Origin of the sequence: Pseudomonas crudilactis, assembly GCF_013433315.1 — a bacterium.
Lineage (GTDB): Bacteria > Pseudomonadota > Gammaproteobacteria > Pseudomonadales > Pseudomonadaceae > Aquipseudomonas > Aquipseudomonas crudilactis.
Genome location: NZ_WXVV01000027.1, coordinates 79,886 through 100,923 on the forward strand (window position 1 = coordinate 79,886; position 21,038 = coordinate 100,923).

General features: G+C 60.4%; 14 protein-coding genes. 8 read left to right on the forward strand and 6 right to left on the reverse strand.

From position 1 onward, the window contains the following. Positions 1-7: 7 nt before the first annotated feature. Together pvdN and pvdM are read right to left on the reverse strand one after the other, a co-directional pair. Positions 8-1,300: a pyoverdine-tailoring periplasmic protein PvdN gene (gene pvdN / locus GTU76_RS25235; RefSeq protein ID WP_180699865.1), complete on the reverse strand. Its 1,293-nt coding sequence runs from the start codon at positions 1,298-1,300 to the stop codon at positions 8-10. Next, positions 1,297-2,667, reverse strand: coding sequence for a pyoverdine-tailoring dipeptidase-like protein PvdM (pvdM, locus tag GTU76_RS25240; protein WP_180699866.1), 1,371 nt, complete (start codon positions 2,665-2,667; stop codon positions 1,297-1,299). The genes pvdN and pvdM overlap by 4 nt, the downstream gene beginning before the upstream one ends. 185 nt (positions 2,668-2,852) lie before the next feature. On the opposite strand from pvdM, the gene pvdP reads away from it, so the two are divergent. Then, a complete protein-coding gene (pvdP, locus tag GTU76_RS25245) occupies positions 2,853-4,472 on the forward strand; it encodes a pyoverdine maturation tyrosinase PvdP (RefSeq protein WP_180699867.1) in 1,620 nt (539 codons plus the stop codon). A gap of 122 nt (positions 4,473-4,594) precedes the next feature. Here the strand turns inward: pvdP and GTU76_RS25250 are convergent, their stop codons facing one another. The 3 genes from GTU76_RS25250 to GTU76_RS25260 are packed head-to-tail and all read right to left on the reverse strand — an operon-like array spanning position 4,595 to position 9,143. Then, positions 4,595-5,989, reverse strand: coding sequence for an efflux transporter outer membrane subunit (locus GTU76_RS25250; RefSeq protein WP_180699868.1), 1,395 nt, complete (start codon positions 5,987-5,989; stop codon positions 4,595-4,597). A gap of 7 nt (positions 5,990-5,996) precedes the next feature. Beyond that, a complete protein-coding gene (locus GTU76_RS25255; protein WP_016983522.1) occupies positions 5,997-7,970 on the reverse strand; it encodes a MacB family efflux pump subunit in 1,974 nt (657 codons plus the stop codon). Beyond that, entirely contained in the window at positions 7,971-9,143 is a 1,173-nt protein-coding gene (locus GTU76_RS25260) for an efflux RND transporter periplasmic adaptor subunit (protein WP_016983523.1), read from the reverse strand. Positions 9,144-9,462: 319 nt separating this feature from the next. Between GTU76_RS25260 and GTU76_RS25265 the strand changes: the two genes are divergently transcribed. The 7 genes from GTU76_RS25265 to GTU76_RS25295 all read left to right on the forward strand — a co-directional run bounded on the left by GTU76_RS25265 (position 9,463) and on the right by GTU76_RS25295 (position 20,086). Next, positions 9,463-9,945: a sigma-70 family RNA polymerase sigma factor gene (locus tag GTU76_RS25265; RefSeq protein ID WP_016983524.1), complete on the forward strand. Its 483-nt coding sequence runs from the start codon at positions 9,463-9,465 to the stop codon at positions 9,943-9,945. Between the two features lie 132 nt (positions 9,946-10,077). Beyond that, the gene (locus GTU76_RS25270; protein WP_016983525.1) at positions 10,078-11,412 is read left to right on the forward strand and encodes a lysine N(6)-hydroxylase/L-ornithine N(5)-oxygenase family protein; all 1,335 of its coding nucleotides are present in this window, start codon (positions 10,078-10,080) and stop codon (positions 11,410-11,412) included. Between the two features lie 591 nt (positions 11,413-12,003). Next, the gene (gene mgtA / locus GTU76_RS25275) at positions 12,004-14,703 is read left to right on the forward strand and encodes a magnesium-translocating P-type ATPase (protein ID WP_175554855.1); all 2,700 of its coding nucleotides are present in this window, start codon (positions 12,004-12,006) and stop codon (positions 14,701-14,703) included. Positions 14,704-14,837: 134 nt separating this feature from the next. Continuing rightward, entirely contained in the window at positions 14,838-15,554 is a 717-nt protein-coding gene (locus GTU76_RS25280; RefSeq protein WP_007913384.1) for an MgtC/SapB family protein, read from the forward strand. A gap of 120 nt (positions 15,555-15,674) precedes the next feature. Next, positions 15,675-16,097, forward strand: a complete 423-nt coding sequence (locus GTU76_RS25285; protein ID WP_016983527.1) for a hypothetical protein — start codon at positions 15,675-15,677, stop codon at positions 16,095-16,097. A gap of 134 nt (positions 16,098-16,231) precedes the next feature. Then, positions 16,232-16,858, forward strand: coding sequence for a response regulator transcription factor (locus GTU76_RS25290; RefSeq protein WP_016983528.1), 627 nt, complete (start codon positions 16,232-16,234; stop codon positions 16,856-16,858). A gap of 9 nt (positions 16,859-16,867) precedes the next feature. After that, positions 16,868-20,086, forward strand: a complete 3,219-nt coding sequence (locus GTU76_RS25295) for a transporter substrate-binding domain-containing protein (protein ID WP_180699869.1) — start codon at positions 16,868-16,870, stop codon at positions 20,084-20,086. A gap of 4 nt (positions 20,087-20,090) precedes the next feature. Here GTU76_RS25295 and dkgB read toward each other — a convergent pair whose 3' ends face one another. Beyond that, positions 20,091-20,894, reverse strand: coding sequence for a 2,5-didehydrogluconate reductase DkgB (gene dkgB, locus GTU76_RS25300; protein WP_016983530.1), 804 nt, complete (start codon positions 20,892-20,894; stop codon positions 20,091-20,093). Positions 20,895-21,038: the final 144 nt, after the last annotated feature.

Below are 21,038 nucleotides of genomic sequence, written 5' to 3' on the forward strand. Positions count from 1 at the left end.
GGGGCGCCTACAGCTGTTTGGCCAATAGCGCCATCAAGCGATCGATTTGCGCTTCGTCGTTGAGCAGGCCCGGTGCGGTACGAATCACCGGACCCACGTCGCGGTTCACGGCGTCGGCAACCACGCGGTTCTGCATCAGGTACGCGGCGACTTTGTCGCTGTCCTGGCCCTTGACCCGAAAGAAGGTAAAACCGGCCGACAGTTGCGGACTCAGCGGGGTGACGAGTTCGATTTGCGGGTGTTCCAGCAGACGCTTCTTCAGGTAGCTGTTGAGCGCGTGGATGCGCGCTTCGACCTCGGCCTTGCCCAGTTGCAGGTGCAGCTTGAAGGCTTCGTCCAGCGCCCAGCGATACTCGAAGGAGTGATAGCCACCGGGCGTCATGGTGGTGGAAAACGCTGTGGCCTCGGAGAAGGTCGGGGTGATCGGCGTCACGTATCTGACCTCCTCGAAACGGCTGCAGACGATGCCGGTGCCGCGCGGGCCAAACATCCACTTGTGGGTGCCGGCGATGAAGAAGTCACAGTTCATCTGCGCGAAGCTCAGGTTGTCGACGCCGAAACCGTGCACGCCGTCGACCACATAAATGATCCGGTCGGCATCGCTGCGGCCACGGTTGTGCTTGTCGACGATGGCGCCGATGTCACCGATCGGCAGCTTCACGCCGCTGCCCGAATGCACCCAGCACATGCCCAGTACGCGGGTTTCAGGGCGGATGGCCGTGTCGATGGCGGCGAGGATTTCGGCTTTGGTCGCGGTCTGCGGATCCTTGAACAGACGGATCTTGCGCACCTGCGTGCCTTCACGTTCCTTGCGCAAGGCGAGGATGGTGTGAGTGGCATAGTGTTCGTGGGCGGTGGTGAGGATCTCCTGGTCGGGGCGCACCTGCACACCGCCGTAAATCATCGTCAGACCTTCAGTAGTGCTGCCGGTCAGGGCGATCTGTTTGGCGTTGGCTTGCAGGTATTGGCCGGCCCAGACGCGCACGTTTTCCTCGCGCTGCTCGATCACGCCGAGGTCCCAATCCATGGCCAGGCCGGGATTTTTGTCGAGGGCGGCGCGATGCCGTTCAATCGCTTCGCGCACGGGTTTCGGGTGCGAGGTGATCAGGAAGTTGGAAAAGTGCAGGTAGTCCGGATCCTGGTCGAACAATTGCTGCAACTGCGTCCACTTGCTGCGCGGCATTGGCGCAGGGGGCGCAGCCGTGGCGGCAGCGCTGGCGATGTTCGGCAGGCTTGCGCCCAGTGGCAGCGCAGCGGCGAGCAGTCCGGCCTGTTTCAGAAAATCACGACGATTGTTCATGGCTGCGTTGTTCCCTGCGCGTTGGCCAGCGCCGGTTTCGCGGCTTTTTCGACCTGATCCCAGACGCGCAGGAAGTTGCCGCCCCAGAGTTTGCCGATGTCGGCTTCGGAGTAACCGCGCGACAGCAGTTCAGCGGTGACATTGCGGATCTCGCCGACGTTCTCGAACCCTTTGACGCCGCCGCCCTCATTGAAGTCGGAGCTGATGCCGACATGGTCGATGCCGATCTTGCGCACGGCGTATTCGATGGCGTCGCCGAAATCCTTGAGACTGGCCTTCGGTTCGTCTTCGAGGATCGCGTAGAGGCGGCTGGCGTACAGACCGAATTTGGTTTCGGACCAGGCCGCAATGATCGGGTCGCCCGGCATCAGCGCCATCGCCAGGTTCGGCAGGGGCGGCAAGTCGAATTCCTTGCGCAGCTCGTTGAGGCGATCCTGGGTCTTCTGGGTCAGCGGCCGCAGGTACTGCGAGAACGCAACGATTTGCACCACGCCGCCGCTGTTCTTGATCAACTGCATCTCTTTGTCGCTGAGGTTGCGTGGGATGTCGACCATCGCGCGCGGCGCCGAGTGCGAGGCAACCAGCGGCGTACGGCTCAGCTGTGCGACTTGTTCGAGGGCCTTGGTCGACATCTGTGACACGTCGATGATCACGCCCAGATCATTGAGGCGCTTGACCGCCTGCTTGCCCAGATCGGAGAGGCCGTCGAGGGCGTCCGGTGAGTCATTGAGAAATGGCAGTGGGCGAGACGAATCCGCCCAGTCGTTGTTGCCGATGTAGCTGAAGCCGAACATGCGCATGCCGCGCGCCGTCCACAGGTCCAGCAGATTCAGATCATGGCCCAGCGGATAGGCGTTGAGCATGCTGATGAAAATCGCGAACTTGCCTTCGCCGTGCAGGCGGCGCATGTCGTCCGGGGTATAGGCGATCGCGACTTGATTGGGGTAGTCGCGAACCATCCCGGAGATGATCCGGTAGCGGATTTCCTGCTGGTTGCGGGCTTCGTCGATGAAGCCGGCAGTCGGTTTGTGGGGGGCATCGGGGCCGTTCCACATTTCCGGCCAGCCGAAAATGGTCAGCGCCGCGCCAGACAAGCGACCGCGACTGGTTTTGGCCAGATCGAACTGGCCGGAGCCATCCTTGTCGGCTTCGTGACCGTCGGTGCCGAAGTTCTGCATCAGGCTGACATGGCTGTCGAAAGAGAGCATGCGTTCGTGCAGTTCATCTGCCTGTTTCACAATCTTGGCGTCATAGCCAAGGTCGTCCTTGAACCAGTGATGCCAAGCGGCAAAGCCTGCACCGGCGCTGATCGCCAGGGCTAAGGGCAGGCCGATGAATAGAGCCTTTTTCGAACGTGGTTTTGTCATTGCCATCTCAGTCGGGTTCGCCATCGAGGTGCAGGCGCAAAGCCTTTGCTATCTGGGAGGAACGAGCGATCGAGCGGGAAATTTAGGACGAGCGCCCCCCGGCGAAAATGACGGCTTAAATTTGCCCGGGCAGCAAACGTTCTAGCTTGGATAAAGCCTGCTTCATGGCTGACACAGGTAGGGCAATGAAGATTTCTCGACGATGGTTCATGGCAGGCCTGGCGCTGACCGGCGCTGCCGTGCCGGCGGCTTATTTTGGGCATCGTGAATGGACGAAGCCGGATCCGACGATCACTCCGGGTGAAGCGTCTTTCGACGTCGCCGACCTCGCCGGACAACGTTTGGCCAGTGCCTTGCGGGGCGTCTGGGATATTCGCTTCGAAGGCCGTGACGCGGGCCTTGAAGGCCTGCCGGTCAGGGGGCTGCAAGTGTTCCTCGACATCGGCCAGAAAGGTCGTGGCGTCTGTGGTTTCCTTGATACGCCGGAGCGTTTGCGTTCCGGCGAAACACCTCGTTACCGAATTCTTGGCGATCTGGCCGGTGCCGATGCGGCGAAACTGAGTTGGCGGCTGATCGGTGCGCAAGGCCAGATCAGCTATGAGCTGGAAATGATCCTCGATGAGGTCTGGGCCGATTTCGGCAACGCTGGCAAAGGCACCCTCAGCGGTAAAGTCTTGCGCCTGGATCGCCCCTTGGCCTTGCCGGTACAGGACAATGGTTTCGTCGCAGTCAAGCGCCTGTTTCCCGAGGCGCGTGAACGTACGCCGTTGAATCCGACGTTGCTGGCCTGGTTGATTTCCCCCGAGCACCGACTGTTCCACCAGTTGTGGCATGCCACGCGGGACAAGTGGCACACCTTGCCCGAAGACAAGCGCGAAGCCCTGCGCGGCATCGGCTGGCAGCCCGGACCGCGTGACAAGGAGCGCGATGCCCGTGGGCCGCGCAAGGATCGCAACGGCTCCGGGGTGGATTTCTTCTTCATGCACCGGCACATGCTCGGCACGGCGCGTTCTATGCAGGACCTGCCATCGTGGCAATACTTTCCGCTGCCACAACCGGAATTGATCCGTGATCGCCCGGGCTTCGCCCGTTACTTCGACAACCATGACGGCACGGCGCTGCCGCCCGCATGGCTGGCTGACGGTGATGACGAGTACAGCAAGTGGGTCAGCGACATCAAAACGGCCGAGACCTACGAAAGCAACTTCCAGGTCTGGGAGTCGCAATACCGTGATCCGGTGTACCTGGCCAGGCTCACGCTCGGACAGTTCGGTTCCGAGGTTGAATTGGGCCTGCACGACTGGCTGCACATGCGCTGGGCGTCTGTACCGCGCGACCCGTCGAACGGTCAGCCGGTGCCTTTCGCGCGTGATCCTGCCGACTTCGCTGCGCGTTGGTACGGCCCGGAAAATGACTTCCTTGGCGACCCGTTTTCATCCCACGTCAATCCGTCGTTCTGGCATTTTCATGGCTGGATCGACGACCGTATCGAAGACTGGTTTCGCGCGCACGAGCGCTTCCATCCGGGTGAAGTCACTCGCAAGGTGGTCAATGGTGTGCAGTGGTTTGCACCAGGGCGCTGGAACGAAGTCGATGATCCGTGGCTGGGGCCGGTCACGCATGGCTGCAGCACTACGCCAGGGTTGCAGGCGGGCAAGACGGTGGAGATGGACCCGGAAACCATGAAGCTGGCACTGCGCATTACCTTTCTCAATGACGAGAAAAAACTCGCCGGCCTGTTCCGCCGCGTGCCGCAACGGCCGTGGTATGCGCGCAATCTGAAACCGAAACAGGCTTCGCTCTGAGACGGCGTCATCGTTCTTCGCGAGCAAGCTCGCTCCCACAGGTTGACCGCATTCCTTCAATTGAAATGTGATCCCCTGTGGGAGCGAGCCTGCTCGCGAACGCGCTTGAACGGGCTGCGCGATTACAGGGTCTGCCACCCGCCGCCCAGCGCCTTGTACAAGGCAATACTCGCCTGCATTCGCGACAGCCGCAGTTGCACGTTCTGGTCTTGCGCTGCATACAGCGTGCGCTGGGTTTCCAGCACGGTCAGCAAGTCTTCGGCGCCGGCCTGATAACGGCTCTGGGCGATGTTGAAGGCGGTTTGCGCCTGATTCAGTTCTTCGCTCTGCCACTGCCGTTGTTGATCAAGACCGCGGATGCTGTTGAGGGCTTTTTCGACGTCGGCGAAACCATTGATGATGGCGCCCCGATAGGTTTGCAGCAGCTCCTCCTGGCGGGCCGTGGCCTTGTCGCGCTCGGCCCCCAGACGGCCATTGTTGAAGATCGGTGCGATCAGCCCGGCGGTGAGGTTGTAGAACGGACTGCGCAACAGGTCATCGGCCTGGTTGGCACCCGAGCCAATGCTCGCGCCCAGCGTGATTTTCGGCAGCATCGCCGCCCGCGCCACCGTGACGTTCGCCTGAGCTGCCGCCAATTGCGCCTCGGCACGGGCGATGTCCGGACGCCGGGTCAGCAGTTCGCTGGGCAGGCCGGCGGATATCGGCGGCCATTGCAACTGGTCGAAGGCCTCGTGGCTGGCCGGCAGGTCTTGCACCGGGCGGCCAAGCAGTGCCGCCAGGACGATCTGAGCGTCTCGAGCCTGTTGCTGGACGGTCGGCAGTTGGCGTTGCTGCGCGGCCACCAGGCTTTTCTGTTGCGCCAGTTCAAGCGCCGTGGCGGAACCTGCGTTGTAGCGCGTCTGCACCAGTTGCAGGACGTTTTGCGCGTTGGCCAGATTAAGCTCGGCGATGCGGCTCTGTTCCTGCAGCGACAGCACCTGCGTGTAGCTGTTGGCGACGCTGCTGAGCAGGGTCAGCTCGACGGTGGCGCGATCAAACTCGCTGGCCTGCAGGCTGAACTGGGCACTGTCGCGCGATGCGCGCTTGCCGCCCCAGAAGTCGATTTCGTAACTGGCGCTGAGGCCGACGTCGAAATAATCCACTGCCTTGTTGCTGCTGTCGGCATCCAGTTGACGATAGCCATCGCCGCGCAACAGCTTCTGTCGATTGGCGTTGCCGGTTCCTTGTATTTCCGGTAGCAACGAGCCGCCGGCAATCACGGTGTCGGCACGCGCCTGGCGCACGCGAGCGATGGCTGCGGCGAGGTCGTAACTGCCGACCTGGGCCTGCTCGATCAATTGATCGAGTTGCGGGCTGGCGAAGCGCGTCCACCAGTGCAGGGTGTCGCGTTCGGCGCTGGTGTTGTGCGGTGATTGCCAGGCGGCGGGCGGCACAATGCCGCTGTCCGGGCGTTGCGGGGAACTGCCGCAAGCGCTGAGTATCAGGCAGGCGGTCAACAGACTGAGGCGCGGTTTCATAGAGCGATCATTCACTGGTAAGGGCCGTGACCGGGTCGAGTCGGGCAGCTTTGCGGGCCGGCATGAAGCCGAAGACAACACCGGTGACCAGGGCGCAACCAAAAGCGCCGAGAACCGCCATCAACGAGAACGCTACCGCGACTTCACTGAGAATCAGCACGCCACCAATGATCAGCGCCAGGGCGATGCCGGCGATGCCGCCGACCACCGAGAGCATCACCGCTTCAGTGAGAAACTGGCGCAAGATGTCGCGCTGGCGGGCGCCGGTGGCCATGCGGATGCCGATTTCGCGAGTGCGTTCGCGGACGGTCATGAGCATGATGTTCATCACGCCGATGCCGCCGACCAGCAGCGAGATCGCCGCAATCGAGCCGAGCATCAGCGACAGGGTGTTTTGTGTGCGCGCTTCGGCCTGGATCATCGCGGCGTTGTTGGTCAGTTCGAAATCCTTCTTGCCGTTGTGCAGGTTCAGCATCAATTGTTCGATGGCGTGCTCGGTGTCCTTGACCTTGCGCGCGTCGGCGGCAGCGATGGCCACGTACTCCGGATTACGCGTGCCAAACAACCTCACGCTGGCGGCGGAGTAGGGCACGGCGATGCGGTTGTCACTGTCGGAGTCGCCGGAGCTGGCACCTTTTTCCGCCAGTACCCCGACCACCTGAAACGGCACGTTCTCGATCAGGATGTACTGGCCGATCGGGTTCGGTATGTCTTTGAGGAGTTTGGTGCGCACCTTGTGGCCGATCACTGCAACGGCTGCCGCGTTCTGTTCGTCGGCCTCAGTGAAGTAACTGCCCTGAACCACCGGCCAGTTGAAGATCGCCGGGAAGTTGGTGTCATTGCCGCCGACGTAACTGAGGTGGTCGGCATTGCCGAAGCGCACGCCGGCTTCGGCGCCATTCACCGGCATGATCCGCTGCACTTGTGGCAGGCTCGCCAGGGCATGCACATCGTCAAGAGTGATGATGCCCGGTGGCGTTCGCGGGTTGGGCGCCGAGCCGCTGAGATAAATGATGTTCGAGCCGAACGCGCCCATTTGTGCCATGACCTGGCGCTTGCTGCCTTCGCCGACGGCGAGCATCACCACCACCGAGGCTACGCCGATGATGATGCCGAGCAGGGTCAGCGCGGTGCGGAAGCGGTTGATCCACATCACCCGCCACGCGGCGTGCAGGGCGTCCACCAGTTCGCCTTTCCAGGCGCCGGTAGCTTCGGCGCCTTCGCTCAAGCGCTTGCGCAGATCCACCGCTTGCAGGGCGCCGGGATTGGCACTGTGCTGGGCGTCGGGGTTGTCTCTGGCGCTATCGCTGATGATCAAGCCATCGCTGATTTCGATAATGCGCTTGGCACGCGCCGCCACTTCGCGGTCGTGGGTGATGAGAATGACCACATGGCCCTGGCTCGCCAGTTCATCGAGCAGCGCCATGACTTCCTTGCCGCTGTGGCTGTCGAGGGCGCCGGTCGGTTCGTCGGCCAGAATGATGTGGCCGCCATTCATCAGTGCGCGGGCAATCGACACGCGTTGTTGCTGGCCTCCGGAAAGCTGATGGGGGCGGTTGCCGGTGCGCGAGGCGAGGCCGAGACGGTCGAGCAGGGCGGCGGCGCGGGCATGCCGTTCGGCGGCGGGGGTGCCGGCGTAGATGGCCGGCATCTCGACGTTCTCCTGGGCCGAGCCGGACGGAATCAGGTGATAGCCCTGAAACACGAAACCGAAGGCTTCGCGCCGCAGCCACGCCAGTTCATCGCTGTCGAGGCCGGCGACGTTTTCCCCGGCGAAGCGGTATTCGCCGGACGTCGGCCGGTCGAGGCAGCCGAGAATGTTCATCAGTGTCGATTTGCCGGAACCGGACGCGCCGACAATCGCCACGAACTCGCCGGCGTGAATCGACAGGTCGATGCCGCGCAACACGTGAACTTCGGGAGCGTCACCGCCGCCGTAGGATTTGCGGATGTCCTGCAGGTCGATCAGAGGCGTTTGCATTCAACCTCCGCTGCCGTCGGCCGGGCCGATCAGCAAGTGATCGCCTTCGTTCAAGCCCTCGATAATCTGCACTTTGAGGCGGTCGCTGATGCCGGTGCGTACTTCGCGGGACTGAATCTCGCCATTGGCGGCAATGACCTGCGCGGTCTGCCGATTGGCCGCCGCGCTGCCTTGCAGGGCGGCGACCGGTGCGGTGAGAACGTTTTTCGCCTGGTCGGCGACGAAGAACACTTGCGTGGTCATCTCTGCCATCAAAGCGTTGTCGGCGTTATCGACGTCCAGCAGCACTGTGTACAGCACCACGCGCGCGCTGCCGCTTTTACTCGAACTGGCCGGGCTGCCACCGCCCTGGCTGGTCTGGTCCAGCGGTTTGGGTGGCACCGGCAGGATTTGCCGAACGGTGCTGCTCCAGCGCCGATTGCCACCGCTGAGTGTGGTGAAGTAAGCAGTCATGCCCGGTTTTACATGGCCGATATCGGCCTCGGAGACCTCGGCCCAGACCGTCATCGGCGACAGTTTGGCGATGCGCAGGATCAGTGGCGTCTGCTGCTGGGCATTGAGTGTCTGGCCTTCGCGGGCATCGAGTGCGACCACGGTGCCTTCCATCGGCGCATAAATGCGCGTGTAACCGAGTTCGGCCTGATCACTGCGCAGACTGGCCTCGGCCTGACGGATCTGGGCGCGGAACATGTCGATACGTGCCTGGGTGGCCTTGAGCTCGGCGCGGGCGGTCTGCACGTCTTCTTCACGGGTGGCGCCGCCGGCCGCGAGGTTCTGCTGGCGCTGGTACTTCTGCCGCGCCAGTTCGTGCTGCGCCTGTTGCTCTTGCAACTGCGCCTTGAGGTTTTCGATGGAGAACTGGCTGGCGTCGAGCTTGGCCTTTTGCGTCGACGGGTCGATTTCGACGAGCAATTGGCCTTGCTTGACCACGTCGCCGACTTCCACATGGATTTTGCGGATTTGCCCGGAAGCCTGGGCGCCGACGTCCACATAGCGCCGTGGCTGCAAAGTGCCAAGGGCAGTGACGCTGCTTTCAATGTCGCCGCGACTGACTTGCACGGTGGCGAACTTGTCCCGACCGGGCGGCAATATCTGCCAGGCGGCTACGGCGACAACGGGAATCAGACAAAGGGCTACGAGCAGGGCGCGTCGGGCGGGGCGGGGACGTTTCATGCAGGGTTCCGGCCAGTGAGAATCGACCCGTCATCCAGCCGGCACCGCACGCGGGCCACGACCGAACGCTGGCGCAGGAGGCGACAGATACGGGGAACTGTCCTTTAAACGAGAGACGCGGCAGGTAATTTAAGCGCTGAAAAACCCGGTAACAGGTATAGATGCCCACAATTTGTCGGGCAAATTGAAACAGCACTTTAAATCTATATGAGAATTACTATAAATTACGCATCTGAAATTGCCACCATCGTGCCATTGTCGTTTTGACCCTGGCGGATCTGGCTCAAGGATCGAAACCGCACCGTTGCGGTCGGGAGTCATGTTGGAAAACTACTATCGCGAGCTGGTGTGTTTCCTTAACGCCAGGCTGGGCAACCGTCAGGTGGCCGAAGATGTGGTGCATGACGCTTATGTGCGGGTGCTGGAGCGTTCCAGCGACACGCCGATCGAACAACCGCGTGCCTTCCTTTATCGCACGGCCTTGAACCTGGTCATCGATGATCATCGGCGCAACGCCTTGCGTCAGGCCGAGCCGCTTGACGTGCTGGACAGCGAAGAGCGCTATTTCACCCCGTCGCCCCATGGCACCCTTGATCACGGTCAGCGCCTGGCGATGCTTCAGCGCGCACTGGCAGAATTGTCGCCGCTGTGTCGCGAAAGTTTTCTGCTGCGCAAGATCGAAGGCCTGTCCCATAACGAAATCGCCGAGAGCCTCGGGATTTCCAAAGCGCTGGTAGAGAAACACATCGTCAATGCCATGAAACATTGCCGGCTACGCATCAAACAATGGGACGCCCATTGAGCCTTCCTCAGTAAATTTTTTTTCACCGTCCTCGTTCCTACTCAACAGACGATCTGCTGTCCTGCTTCGGGCCGGTCAGGTCACCCAGGCTTTATCCCCACGGTTGAGGGGTTCATCCAGAGGACACTGGAAATGACACAGGCAATTGCATCGCCCATCGTTCACGACCTGATCGGCGTCGGTTTCGGCCCTTCGAACCTGGCGCTGGCCATCGCTCTGCAAGAGCGCGGCCCGACCCAGGGCGAGCTGGATGTGCTGTTCCTCGACAAGCAGGCCAACTACAGCTGGCACGGCAACACCCTGTCGACCCAGAGCGAGTTGCAGATTTCCTTCCTCAAGGATCTGGTGACCCTGCGCAATCCGACCAGCCCGTATTCCTTCGTCAATTACCTGAAGTACCACGGTCGTCTGGTCGACTTCATCAACCTCGGCACCTTCTATCCATGCCGCATGGAGTACAACGACTACCTGCGTTGGGTCGCCGGGCAGTTCACCGAACAAAGCCGTTACGGCGAAGAAGTGCTGACCATCGAGCCGGTGCTGCACAACCATCAGGTTGAAGCCCTGCGCGTGATTTCCCGTGGCAGCGATGGCCAGCAGCATGTGCGGACCACCCGTTCGGTGGTGGTCAGCGCCGGCGGCACGCCGCGTATTCCCGAGGCGTTCAAAGCGCTGAAGGGCGACACTCGCGTGTTCCACCACTCGCAGTATTTGTCGCAAATGGCCAAGCAGCCGTGTGTGAACAATCAGCCGATGAGCATCGCGATCATCGGTGGCGGGCAGAGTGCGGCGGAAGCCTTTATCGACCTGAACGATTCGTTCCCGTCGGTACAGGTCGACATGATCCTGCGCGGCTCGGCCCTGAAACCTGCGGATGACAGCCCGTTCGTCAACGAAGTGTTTTCGCCGGAATTCACCGACCTGGTGTTCCAGCAGAACAGCGCCGAGCGTGAGCGTCTGGTCAACGAGTACCACAACACCAACTACTCGGTGGTCGACATTGACCTGATCGAACGCATCTACGGCATCTTCTATCGTCAGAAGGTGTCCGGGATTGCCCGTCACGCGTTCCGCACGCTGACCACTGTCGAGAGCGCTACTGCCACCGACAACGGTATCGAACTGGCCGTGCGCAACAACGCCACTGGCGAAGTCACCGTGCGCAATTACGACGCGGTTGTTCTGGCCACCGGCTACGAGCGGCAGATGCATCGCAAACTGCTGGCGCCGCTGGAAGAATACCTCGGCGATTTCGAGGTTGATCGCAACTACAAACTGATTACCGACGAACGCTGCAAGGCCGGCATCTACATGCAGGGTTTCTGCCAGGCCAGCCATGGTTTGAGCGATACGTTGCTGTCGGTGTTGCCGATTCGCGCGGACGAGATTGCCGGTTCTTTGTATGAGCATGGCAAAAACCGTGGGCATCGTTCGATGGCGGATTTGTTATTGGCAACTGCCAGCTGATTTTTAGCGCCTCACATACCGCTTTCGCGAGCAAGCTCGCTCCCACAGGGGATTTTCAGTGAACACAGATTTTGTGTCAGATGAAGATCCAATGTGGGAGCGAGCTTGCTCGCGAAGGGGCCATCAAAAGCGCCACACATTCTGTTCCTGAACCCTTCCTGAACATCCCCCATATTCCCCGACACACTGCCTTTTGCGGGTTTACTCTCCAGACATCGGGGCGTAAGCTTCGCGCGTTTTCATCAATAGCGGAGACCCACAGTGGGTACTTGTTCGAGTGACAGTTGTCGGCCGGTCTCGGTAACCGGCAGATTCTCGGCAAGATAACGCGCAGACTTTCTCTGTCGTTGTCTCGCCGTAAAAGCGAGCAGCGGCATCCCGTGCATGGCCCGTCCGTGGTCATGTCTAGACGTCCTTCTCATCGACGCTGAACAGAGCGTGATTGCGACTTTATTGTTGTGATCGCAGCCCTATCGACACGCCTGTCTTTCCTGACCGGCGCGCCAGGCCTTGCCGTGCCGGTTTTTCCGGCGGACGAGGCGCGGCCGTACCTGCTTGACGGTTTCCCGGCTGACCATAGGGGCAACAGCCATGAAACTTACGCTCAAGGAATTTTTCGCAGGTTTTCTGCGGACCCGCCACATCGCCCGGCACTTCCGTCGCCTGGCGCTGCTGGAATCGATCAACGACACCACGGTCAGCCGTGAAGTCCCACCCACTCTGGCCAACACCCTGGTCGATGCCGCGCATTGCGACACCGCGGGTTTACTGTCGTCACTCGGCACGCATTCCGATGGCCTCACCGATTTCGAAGTCGATGCACTGCGTGCGCAGTACGGCCTCAACGAGGTCGAACACGAGCAGCCGCTGCCGTGGTGGACTCACCTGTGGCACTGCTACAAAAACCCGTTCAACCTGCTGCTGACCCTGTTGGCGGTGATCTCGTGGCTGACTGAAGACCTCAAGGCCGCCGTGGTGATTTTCTCCATGGTGGTGCTGTCGACGCTGCTGCGCTTCTGGCAGGAAAGCAAATCCAACCAGGCCGCTGATGCACTGAAAGCCATGGTCAGCAACACCGCCACGGTAATGCGCCGTGACGCGCCGCGCAGCGAATTGCCGATCAAGCAACTGGTGCCGGGCGATCTCATCGTGCTCTCGGCCGGTGACATGATTCCGGCCGATTGCCGGGTGCTCAGCGCCAAGGACCTGTTCGTCAGCCAGGCGGCGATGACCGGTGAATCGATGCCGGTCGAGAAGTTTCCACGTCAGGCTGATCGCGATACGCGCAATCCGCTGGAGCTGGAAAACATCCTGTTCATGGGCACCAACGTCGTGTCCGGCACAGCGGTGGCGGTGATCCTGACCACCGGCAATAGCACCTATTTTGGTGCGCTGGCTCAGCGTGTCGGCGCGACTGATCGCGCAGTGACTTCGTTTCAGCAAGGCGTCAACAAAGTCAGCTGGCTGTTGATCCGCTTCATGTTCGTGATGGCGCCGCTGGTGCTGTTCATCAACGGGTTCACCAAGGGCGACTGGACTGAAGCACTGCTGTTCGCGCTGTCGATTGCCGTCGGCCTGACCCCGGAAATGCTGCCGATGATCGTCACCTCGACGCTGGCCAAAGGTGCGGTATTTCTGTCACGCAAAAAAGTCATCGTCAAACGTCTCGACGCGATCCAGAACTTCGGCGCCATGGACGTGCTGTGCACCGACAAGACCGGCACGCTGACTCAGGACAAGATCTTCCTGGCGCGCAATGTCGACGTCTGGGGTGAAGACTCCGATGACGTGCTGGAAATGGCTTACCTCAACAGCTACTACCAGACCGGCCTGAAAAACCTGCTCGACGTCGCGGTGCTGGAACACGTGGAAGTCCACCGCGAACTGAAAGTCGGCACGGCATTTCGCAAGGTCGATGAGATCCCGTTCGACTTCAATCGTCGGCGCATGTCGGTGGTGGTCGAAGGGCGTGGCCAGCCACATCAACTGATCTGCAAAGGCGCGGTGGAAGAAGTCTTGGCGGTGTGCAGCCGCGTGCGTCACGGCGAGGTCGATGAAGCCTTGAGCGATGAATTGCTGACCAGGATTCGTCAGGTCACCGCAGCATTCAACGCTGAAGGCTTGCGCGTAGTGGCGGTAGCCGCTCGCTCGATGCCGGAAGGTCGCGAGATTTACAGCTTGGCCGATGAACAGGAACTGACGCTGATCGGTTACGTGGCGTTCCTCGATCCACCGAAGGAAAGCACCGCGCCGGCGCTCAAAGCCTTGGCCGAACATGGCGTAGCGGTGAAAGTGCTGACCGGTGACAACGAACTTGTGACCGCGAAGATCTGCCGCGAAGTGGGTCTCGCGCAACAAGGTCTGCTGCTGGGCAACGACGTCGAGCGCATGAGCGATGCCGAACTGGCGGTGGCCGTGGAGAAGACCAATGTCTTCGCCAAACTGACGCCGTCGCACAAGGAACGCATCGTGCGCATCCTCAAAGGCAACGGCCATGTGGTCGGTTTCATGGGTGACGGCATCAACGACGCACCCGCGCTGCGTACCGCCGACATCGGCATTTCCGTGGACAGCGCGGTGGACATCGCCAAGGAAGCGGCCGACATCATCCTCCTCGAAAAGAGTCTGATGGTATTGGAGGAGGGCGTGCTCGAAGGGCGTCGCACCTTCGCCAACATGCTCAAGTACATCAAGATGACCGCCAGTTCCAACTTCGGCAACGTGTTCTCGGTGCTGGTCGCCAGTGCGTTCATTCCGTTCCTGCCGATGCTGCCGATGCACCTGCTGGTGCAGAACCTGCTCTACGACATTTCGCAGATTGCGATTCCATTCGATAACGTCGATGAGGAAATGCTGAAGAAACCACAACGCTGGCAGCCGGGCGACGTCGGGCGCTTCATGCTGTTCTTCGGCCCGATCAGTTCGATCTTTGACATCACCACGTTCGCCTTGATGTGGTACGTGTTTGACGCCAACACCCCGGATCACCAGACGCTGTTCCAGTCCGGCTGGTTCGTGGTCGGGCTACTGACCCAGACGCTGATCGTGCACATGATCCGTACGCCGAAGATTCCGTTCCTGCAAAGCCGCGCCGCCATGCCGCTGCTGGTGATGACCGGAATCATCATGGCGGTCGGCATCTTCCTGCCGATGGGGCCGCTGGCGCACTACTTCAAATTGCAGGCGCTGCCGTCGCTGTACTTCGTGTTCCTGCCGGTGATTCTGCTGGCGTACATGGCGCTGACCCAGGCAGTGAAAGGTTTCTACATCCGCCGCTTCGGCTGGCAATAACCGCAGGATTGCTCCCCCCTGTAGGAGCTGCCGCAGGCTGCGATCTTTTGATCTTGTCTTTTAAAAACAAAATCAAAAGATCGCAGCCTGCGGCAGCTCCTACAGGGGATTTGGGTGTTTTCAAGGACAAGACTATGCAAGCCATCAACAACCTCAACCTCGATTCGCTGCTCGACACCCTCGTCAGCCTCAGCGCTGCATTCATCCTCGGTGGCCTGATCGGCTTCGAGCGCCAGTACCGGCAACGCACCGCCGGCCTGCGCACCAACGTCCTGGTCGCCGTCGGCGCGGCGATTTTTGTCGACATGGCCAACCGTCTCGCCGGTGCTGAAGGCGCGGTGCGCGTGGTTGCCTACGTGGTCTCCGGCATCGGCTTTCTTGGCGCCGGCGTGATCATGCGAGAAGAAGGCAACGTACGTGGCCTCAATACCGCCGCGACTCTGTGGACCTCCGCCGCAGTCGGCGCTTGCGCGGGGGCTGATCTGCTCGCCGAAGCCGTGCTCGGCACACTGTTCATTCTGGCCGCCAACACCTTGCTGCGGCCGATCGTCAACAACATCAACCGTCAGCCTTTGGATGTGGTCTCGGCGGAAGTCACCAACATTGTCTACGTCATCGCTCGACGCTCACAGCAAACCGCCGTGTTCGCTTTGCTCGAAGCCGAGCTTGAGCGCAGCAATTACCCGGCCAGTGATGTCGACGTCCATGCCTTCGGTGCCGATGAAATCGAGATCGAAGCCACCCTGGCGACCACTTCGGTGGATGGTGATGAACTGGATGCTCTGGTGGCACGGATCTCGACGTCGGCGCTGGTGGTGCAGGCGTTCTGGAGTCCGAGTACCACCGAATGAGTGGCAACCGTGCTGACGCGCAGGCGAAGGGCCAATTTTTTCGGAAAAGTCCTACAGAAGCCGCCGATCAGGTTGCGTAGTCTTGCCGCACCCGAAAACCTGGCTGCCAAGAGATTGAGCATGATCAATAAAGCCCTGCGTATCCTCATCGCCGACACGCAACACTTTTACCGGATGAAAATCGAGCGGTTGTTCAACGAGCTCGATTACTACCGTGTTGCACCAGTGCAGAGCCTCGCCGAGCTGTTGACACTGGTGGACTACGGTTGCGAACCGTTCGATGTGGTAGTCATCAACGCCGAACTGGCGGGCGGCGCGCTGGATCTGCCGGAATTCCTGCTCGATAACCCGCAGGTGCGTCATGCGTTGGTCTACAAAGTGCCGTCGAAAACGATACAGATGGCCGAGGGCTTTGCCCAGGGCAACCTGCAGATCAGTCATGCGGCATTGCCCAATGCACAGGCGATCATGCATTTGATGGCGTGGGTCGACGGACCTCGGTCGGAGCAGGATGAGGCGGTGCGGCGTCTGGCTTATGCATAGAAAGACACTGGGCGCAACTGTCAGGTCTGACAGGTGATTCACTTCCCGTTACGTGTAACAGTCCCAGCGCAGCCACTGAGTCCGCGTGAGCCTGTGCCAGTGGTCCGTCGTCAGATTTTGCACCGGGAGTGGACATGAGGTCAGCGCTGATCGTCGAGGATCATCCGGTGGTGCGCGCCGCCGTTAAAATCGTGTTGCAGGCCGAAAGCTTCAAACAGATACATGAGGTTTCCACTGGCGAGCAAGTGCTGGAAATGATCCGTGAGCACTCGCCACAGCTGGTGGTGCTGGATCTCAATTTACCGGGGCTCAGTGGCCTGGATGTGATCGTGCGCATCAAAGCCAACTTCCCGGCCTGCCGAATACTGGTGTTCTCACTGCATGCGCCGGAGATCTATCAGGAACGCTGCCTGCGCGCCGGAGCCATGGCTTATGTGACCAAAAGCAATCAACTGCAGCAGCTGCACAAGGCGATCCAGGCGCTGATGGCGGGCTACAGCTATTTCAGCGCGCTGCCTGAAAGCACCAGTACTTTGAACGCTATCCAGCTATCGGAAAAGCAGATGATCGATCAGCTTTCCGATCGTGAGCTGGCCATTTTGCTGCAACTGGCACAAGGCAAAGCCAACAAGACCATTGCCCAGGACATGCACCTGAGCCACAAAACCGTCAGCACCTACAAGACCCGCCTGATGATCAAGCTGGGAATTTTGTCACTGGTGATGCTACGCGAATTTGCCCAACGTAACAGTTTGATTTGAGGATCGGCCATGGAGCTGCGTCGGGTCGTTTTCGCGCTGTTGATGACCCTCGGCGCATCGGCAGGAGCAAACGACGCGCCAGTGATGCTGGAAGTGCTGAGCCGGACCCGCCCGGAAAATATCCAGATACGACTGGATGAACAGGATCGTCAATGGCTGCAGGAGCACCCACTCTTGCGCGTCGGTATTTCAGGGCCCGACTATCCGCCGTTCGAGGTGACGCGCAATCGGCATGAGCTGGAAGGGCTGACGGCTGACTACGCGGATCTGATCGCGCAATTGCTCAACGTACGGATACAGATACAGCGCTACGCCAACCGGGATGCGGCCATGGCCGCGCTCAAACACGGTGAAGTGGAGCTGCTGGGCACTTCGAACAGTTTCGAGCTTGCTGATCCTGCGTTCATTTTGTCCCGGGCCTACGCCGAAGATCAGCCGATGCTGGTGACCCGACTCGAAGAAACCTTGCCGGTGGATCTTGCGGGCAAGCGCGTGGCCATGGTCGAGGATTATCTGCCGTTGGCGAGTGTGCAGGCGTTCTATCCCGAAGCGAACGTGCAGCGCTACCCATCGGCGATGGATGCACTCGGCGCCGTGGCGTTTGGCACAGATGACGTTTACCTGGGCGACTTCATCAGCGCCAACTACTTGATCAACACCAATTATCGTAACGATCTGCAGTTGACCGGGCCGGCCGGGCTCGACGCCAATCCGTTCGGTTTTGCGCTGCTGCGTAGCCAGGTGCGCCTCAAGCGTATCGTTGACAAGGCGTTGGCAGCCATCCCCATGGAGCATCGGCAGCGCATCGAACAGCGCTGGAGTGCCGGCCTCGCCGAGATGGCGGAACAATCACGGGTGCAACTCAGTGCCGTCGAGCGGCAATGGCGAGATCAGCATCCAGTGATACGGGTCGGCGGCATTGAAGACTTCGCTCCTCTGACGTTCTTTGACGCGGATGGCCGTTTCAGCGGGCTTTCAGCGCAACTGCTGGCCTTGATCAGCCAGCGTAGCGGGTTGAATTTCGAGATTGTCCGAGGGAACTCGCTGGATCGTCAGATCGAGCAATTGAAGGCCGGGGAACTGGATCTGTTGCCCGTGGTAACGCCCAGCAGTGAGCGCGAAAACGAACTGCAATTTACCCGTGCCTATCTGAATAATCCGTTTGTGCTGGTCAGTGCGGCAACGACGCAGGGTGTGCGCAGTCTCGACGATCTGCAGGGCAAGCGCTTGGCGATTTATCGCGGCCATCCATTGCGTGGTTATCTGCAGGAACGCGTCGCGCGCTTACGCATTGTCGACGTCAGAAGTCCCGCCGAGGGCATGGAAATGATTGCCAAGGGGCAGGTCGACGCCACGGTCAGCTCTTTGCTGGTCGCGCGCTTTCTGATCTCGCGTCATTACCGTGATCGTCTGCGCATCGCCAGTACCATCGGCGACCAACCGGCCCGTATCGCGCTGGCCACTGCGCCGCAAGCATCGACGTTGCATTCGATCCTGAACAAGGCGCTGTTGAGCATCGCCCCGCAACAGATGGACGAACTGGTCGAACGCTGGAGCCATGACGTGGTGGTGGATGACAGCTATTGGTTGCGGCATCGCCGTGAGATTGTCTTTGGTTTTGCCGGTGCGGCAGGCTTGCTGATACTGGCGCTGGCGTGGATCGGTTTTCAGCGCTGGCAGATCCGCCAGCGTCAGCAGTGGTTACGGCAATTGCAGCAAGCCAAGGACGCAGCGGACGATGCCAACCGGGCCAAGACCACGTTTCTGGCAACCATGAGCCATGAAATTCGTACCCCGATGAATGCCCTGATCGGCATGCTCGAGCTGGCCTTGAAACGGGCAGAGGAAGGCGTGACCGATCGATTGGCGATTCAGGTAGCCTCCAACGCCGGCCAACAGTTGTTGGCATTGATCGGTGACATTCTCGACATCGCGCGTATCGAGACTGGCCATTTGTCCCTGGCTCCCGAACGGGCCAATCTACGTGAGCTGGTGGTGTCGGTGTGTCGGGTGTTCGAGGGGCTGGCACGGCAGAAACGCTTGCTGTGGCACATCGAACTGGATGCCCATAGCGACGTCGACGTATTGATTGATCCGACGCGCTTCAAGCAGGTGCTGTCAAACCTGCTGAGCAACGCGATCAAGTTCACCGAAGAAGGCGAAGTGAGTCTGTGGCTGGTTGTGACGCCAACGTCAGCCGAGCGACTGGCGGTGAAAGTGCTCATCGAAGACAGCGGGATCGGGATCAGCAATGAGGACCGGCAACGGCTGTTCAGTCCGTTCGTGCAGGCGAGCAATAACGTTCGATCGGCGCGCAGCGGTTCCGGTCTGGGCCTGGTGATCAGTCGCAGCCTGTGCGAAATGATGGGCGGCGAATTGCGGCTCGACAGTGAACCAGGTCTCGGGACTCGGGTTGAAATCAGACTCCAGATGCCTCTGCTGCAGGCGTTGTCACACGTTCCGACCTCCCCGCAAGTACTGGAGGCGGTTGGGCATTCACTCAGTGTTCTGGTGGTGGACGATCATCCGGTCAATCGTTTGTTGTTGTGCTGGCAGTTGAGTGAACTGGGGCATCGCACGGTTGACACCGAGGACGGTCATGCCGGGCTGGAGCGGTGGCGGGCACAGGCGTTCGATGTGGTGATCACCGACTGCAACATGCCGCGGCGTAACGGCTACGCGCTCGCGCGGGCCATTCGTGATGAGGAAGCGCAGCGCGCTCGGGCACCTTGCCTGATCCTCGGGTTTACCGCCAACGCGCAAGTGGAGGAAAAGCTTCGCTGCCTCGATGCCGGTATGGATGAGTGTCTGTTCAAACCGATTCGCTTGCACGATCTGCAGCAGGCCTTGAAGGGGGCCAGCCATTGTGACAGTGAAGTTCAGTCGGTCGAGGAGGTCGCCCTGAAGGAGCTCGATCTGAGTACGCTGGAGCAGATGGCTGGCAATGACCATTCGATGATCCGACGCCTGCGTGAAGAAGTATTGAGCAGCCTGCACAACGATCTGCAACAGCTCGACCAGATGAGCCATGAACACGACCGCTCCGGGCTGCGCGAGTTGGCCCATCACATCAAGGGGGGCGCGCAAATGGTCGGCGCGGCGCGGCTGGTGTCCGCGTGCACGGATCTGGAAGAGGCTTGCCGTGCGGCCGAAGCCGTGGCGGTCGTCATGGCGATCAAGACGTTGCGCGATGCCATGCACGGCCTCGCGCAACGTCTTGAGACTTAACGGTTCAATCCCACTGTGGCGCAATGCCTGTTGGACTGGTCAGGCGATAGCCGCGATCAAGCGTGGCGATGTGCATCATGTCGGTATCGCTCAGCGTGAGTGCGGTGGCGCCGAGGTTGCTGAGCAGGTTGGCGCGCTTGGTCGATGACGGAATAACCGCATAACCCGATTGCATCGCCCAGGCAAGAGTGACTTGCGCCGGGGTGGCCTGCAGGCGCTCGGCTATCTGCTGGATCAGCGGGTCCTTGAGTACTTCGCCGTAAGCGAGGGTCATGTATGAGGTGACGTGAATGCCCTGGCTGTGGGCGAACTCGACCACTTGGCGGTTTTGCAGGTACGGATGCAGTTCGATCTGATGGGTCGCGATGTTTTCGGCGCCGACGGCTGCAATGGCCTGTTTCATCAGGTCGATGGTGAAGTTCGAAACGCCGATCTGCCGGGTCAGGCCCAGACGCTTGGCTTCCAGCAATGCGCCCATGAATTCTTCGACGGGCACTTGGTCGTCCGGCGATGGCCAGTGGATGAGCGTCAGGTCGAGGTAGTCGGTCTGCAGCTTCTCCAGGCTCTCTTTGAGACTGGCGATCAGACGCTCCCTGGCGAAGTTGGCAATCCAGATCTTGCTGGTGATGAACAGCTCATCGCGCGGGATACCGCTGGCCGCAATGGCCACACCGACATCGGCTTCGTTTTCGTAGATCTGCGCGGTGTCGATGACCCGGTAGCCGAGTTCCAGGGCGGTGTTCACCGAATCGATGACCACCTGGCCTTGCAGACGAAATGTACCAAGACCGAAAGCGGGAACAGACATGAAAGACTCCAGGGGTTGCAGTGGGAATGGCCAGGAGTATCCGCATCCGGATGGTTGAGAAAAACCGCTGACGGGACAAAGCACTGTTGATCAGAAGTCATGAATCATTTCCAGGATTTGTATTGTCCGGGCTGGCCTCTTCGC

Coding starts and splice junctions, on each gene's coding strand:
- pvdN (WP_180699865.1), bottom strand. CDS start 1,300: ATGAACAATCGTCGTGATTTTCTGAAACAGGCCGGACTGCTCGCCGCT.
- pvdM (WP_180699866.1), bottom strand. CDS start 2,667: ATGACAAAACCACGTTCGAAAAAGGCTCTATTCATCGGCCTGCCCTTA.
- pvdP (WP_180699867.1), top strand. CDS start 2,853: ATGAAGATTTCTCGACGATGGTTCATGGCAGGCCTGGCGCTGACCGGC.
- GTU76_RS25250 (WP_180699868.1), bottom strand. CDS start 5,989: ATGAAACCGCGCCTCAGTCTGTTGACCGCCTGCCTGATACTCAGCGCT.
- GTU76_RS25255 (WP_016983522.1), bottom strand. CDS start 7,970: ATGCAAACGCCTCTGATCGACCTGCAGGACATCCGCAAATCCTACGGC.
- GTU76_RS25260 (WP_016983523.1), bottom strand. CDS start 9,143: ATGAAACGTCCCCGCCCCGCCCGACGCGCCCTGCTCGTAGCCCTTTGT.
- GTU76_RS25265 (WP_016983524.1), top strand. CDS start 9,463: ATGTTGGAAAACTACTATCGCGAGCTGGTGTGTTTCCTTAACGCCAGG.
- GTU76_RS25270 (WP_016983525.1), top strand. CDS start 10,078: ATGACACAGGCAATTGCATCGCCCATCGTTCACGACCTGATCGGCGTC.
- mgtA (WP_175554855.1), top strand. CDS start 12,004: ATGAAACTTACGCTCAAGGAATTTTTCGCAGGTTTTCTGCGGACCCGC.
- GTU76_RS25280 (WP_007913384.1), top strand. CDS start 14,838: ATGCAAGCCATCAACAACCTCAACCTCGATTCGCTGCTCGACACCCTC.
- GTU76_RS25285 (WP_016983527.1), top strand. CDS start 15,675: ATGATCAATAAAGCCCTGCGTATCCTCATCGCCGACACGCAACACTTT.
- GTU76_RS25290 (WP_016983528.1), top strand. CDS start 16,232: ATGAGGTCAGCGCTGATCGTCGAGGATCATCCGGTGGTGCGCGCCGCC.
- GTU76_RS25295 (WP_180699869.1), top strand. CDS start 16,868: ATGGAGCTGCGTCGGGTCGTTTTCGCGCTGTTGATGACCCTCGGCGCA.
- dkgB (WP_016983530.1), bottom strand. CDS start 20,894: ATGTCTGTTCCCGCTTTCGGTCTTGGTACATTTCGTCTGCAAGGCCAG.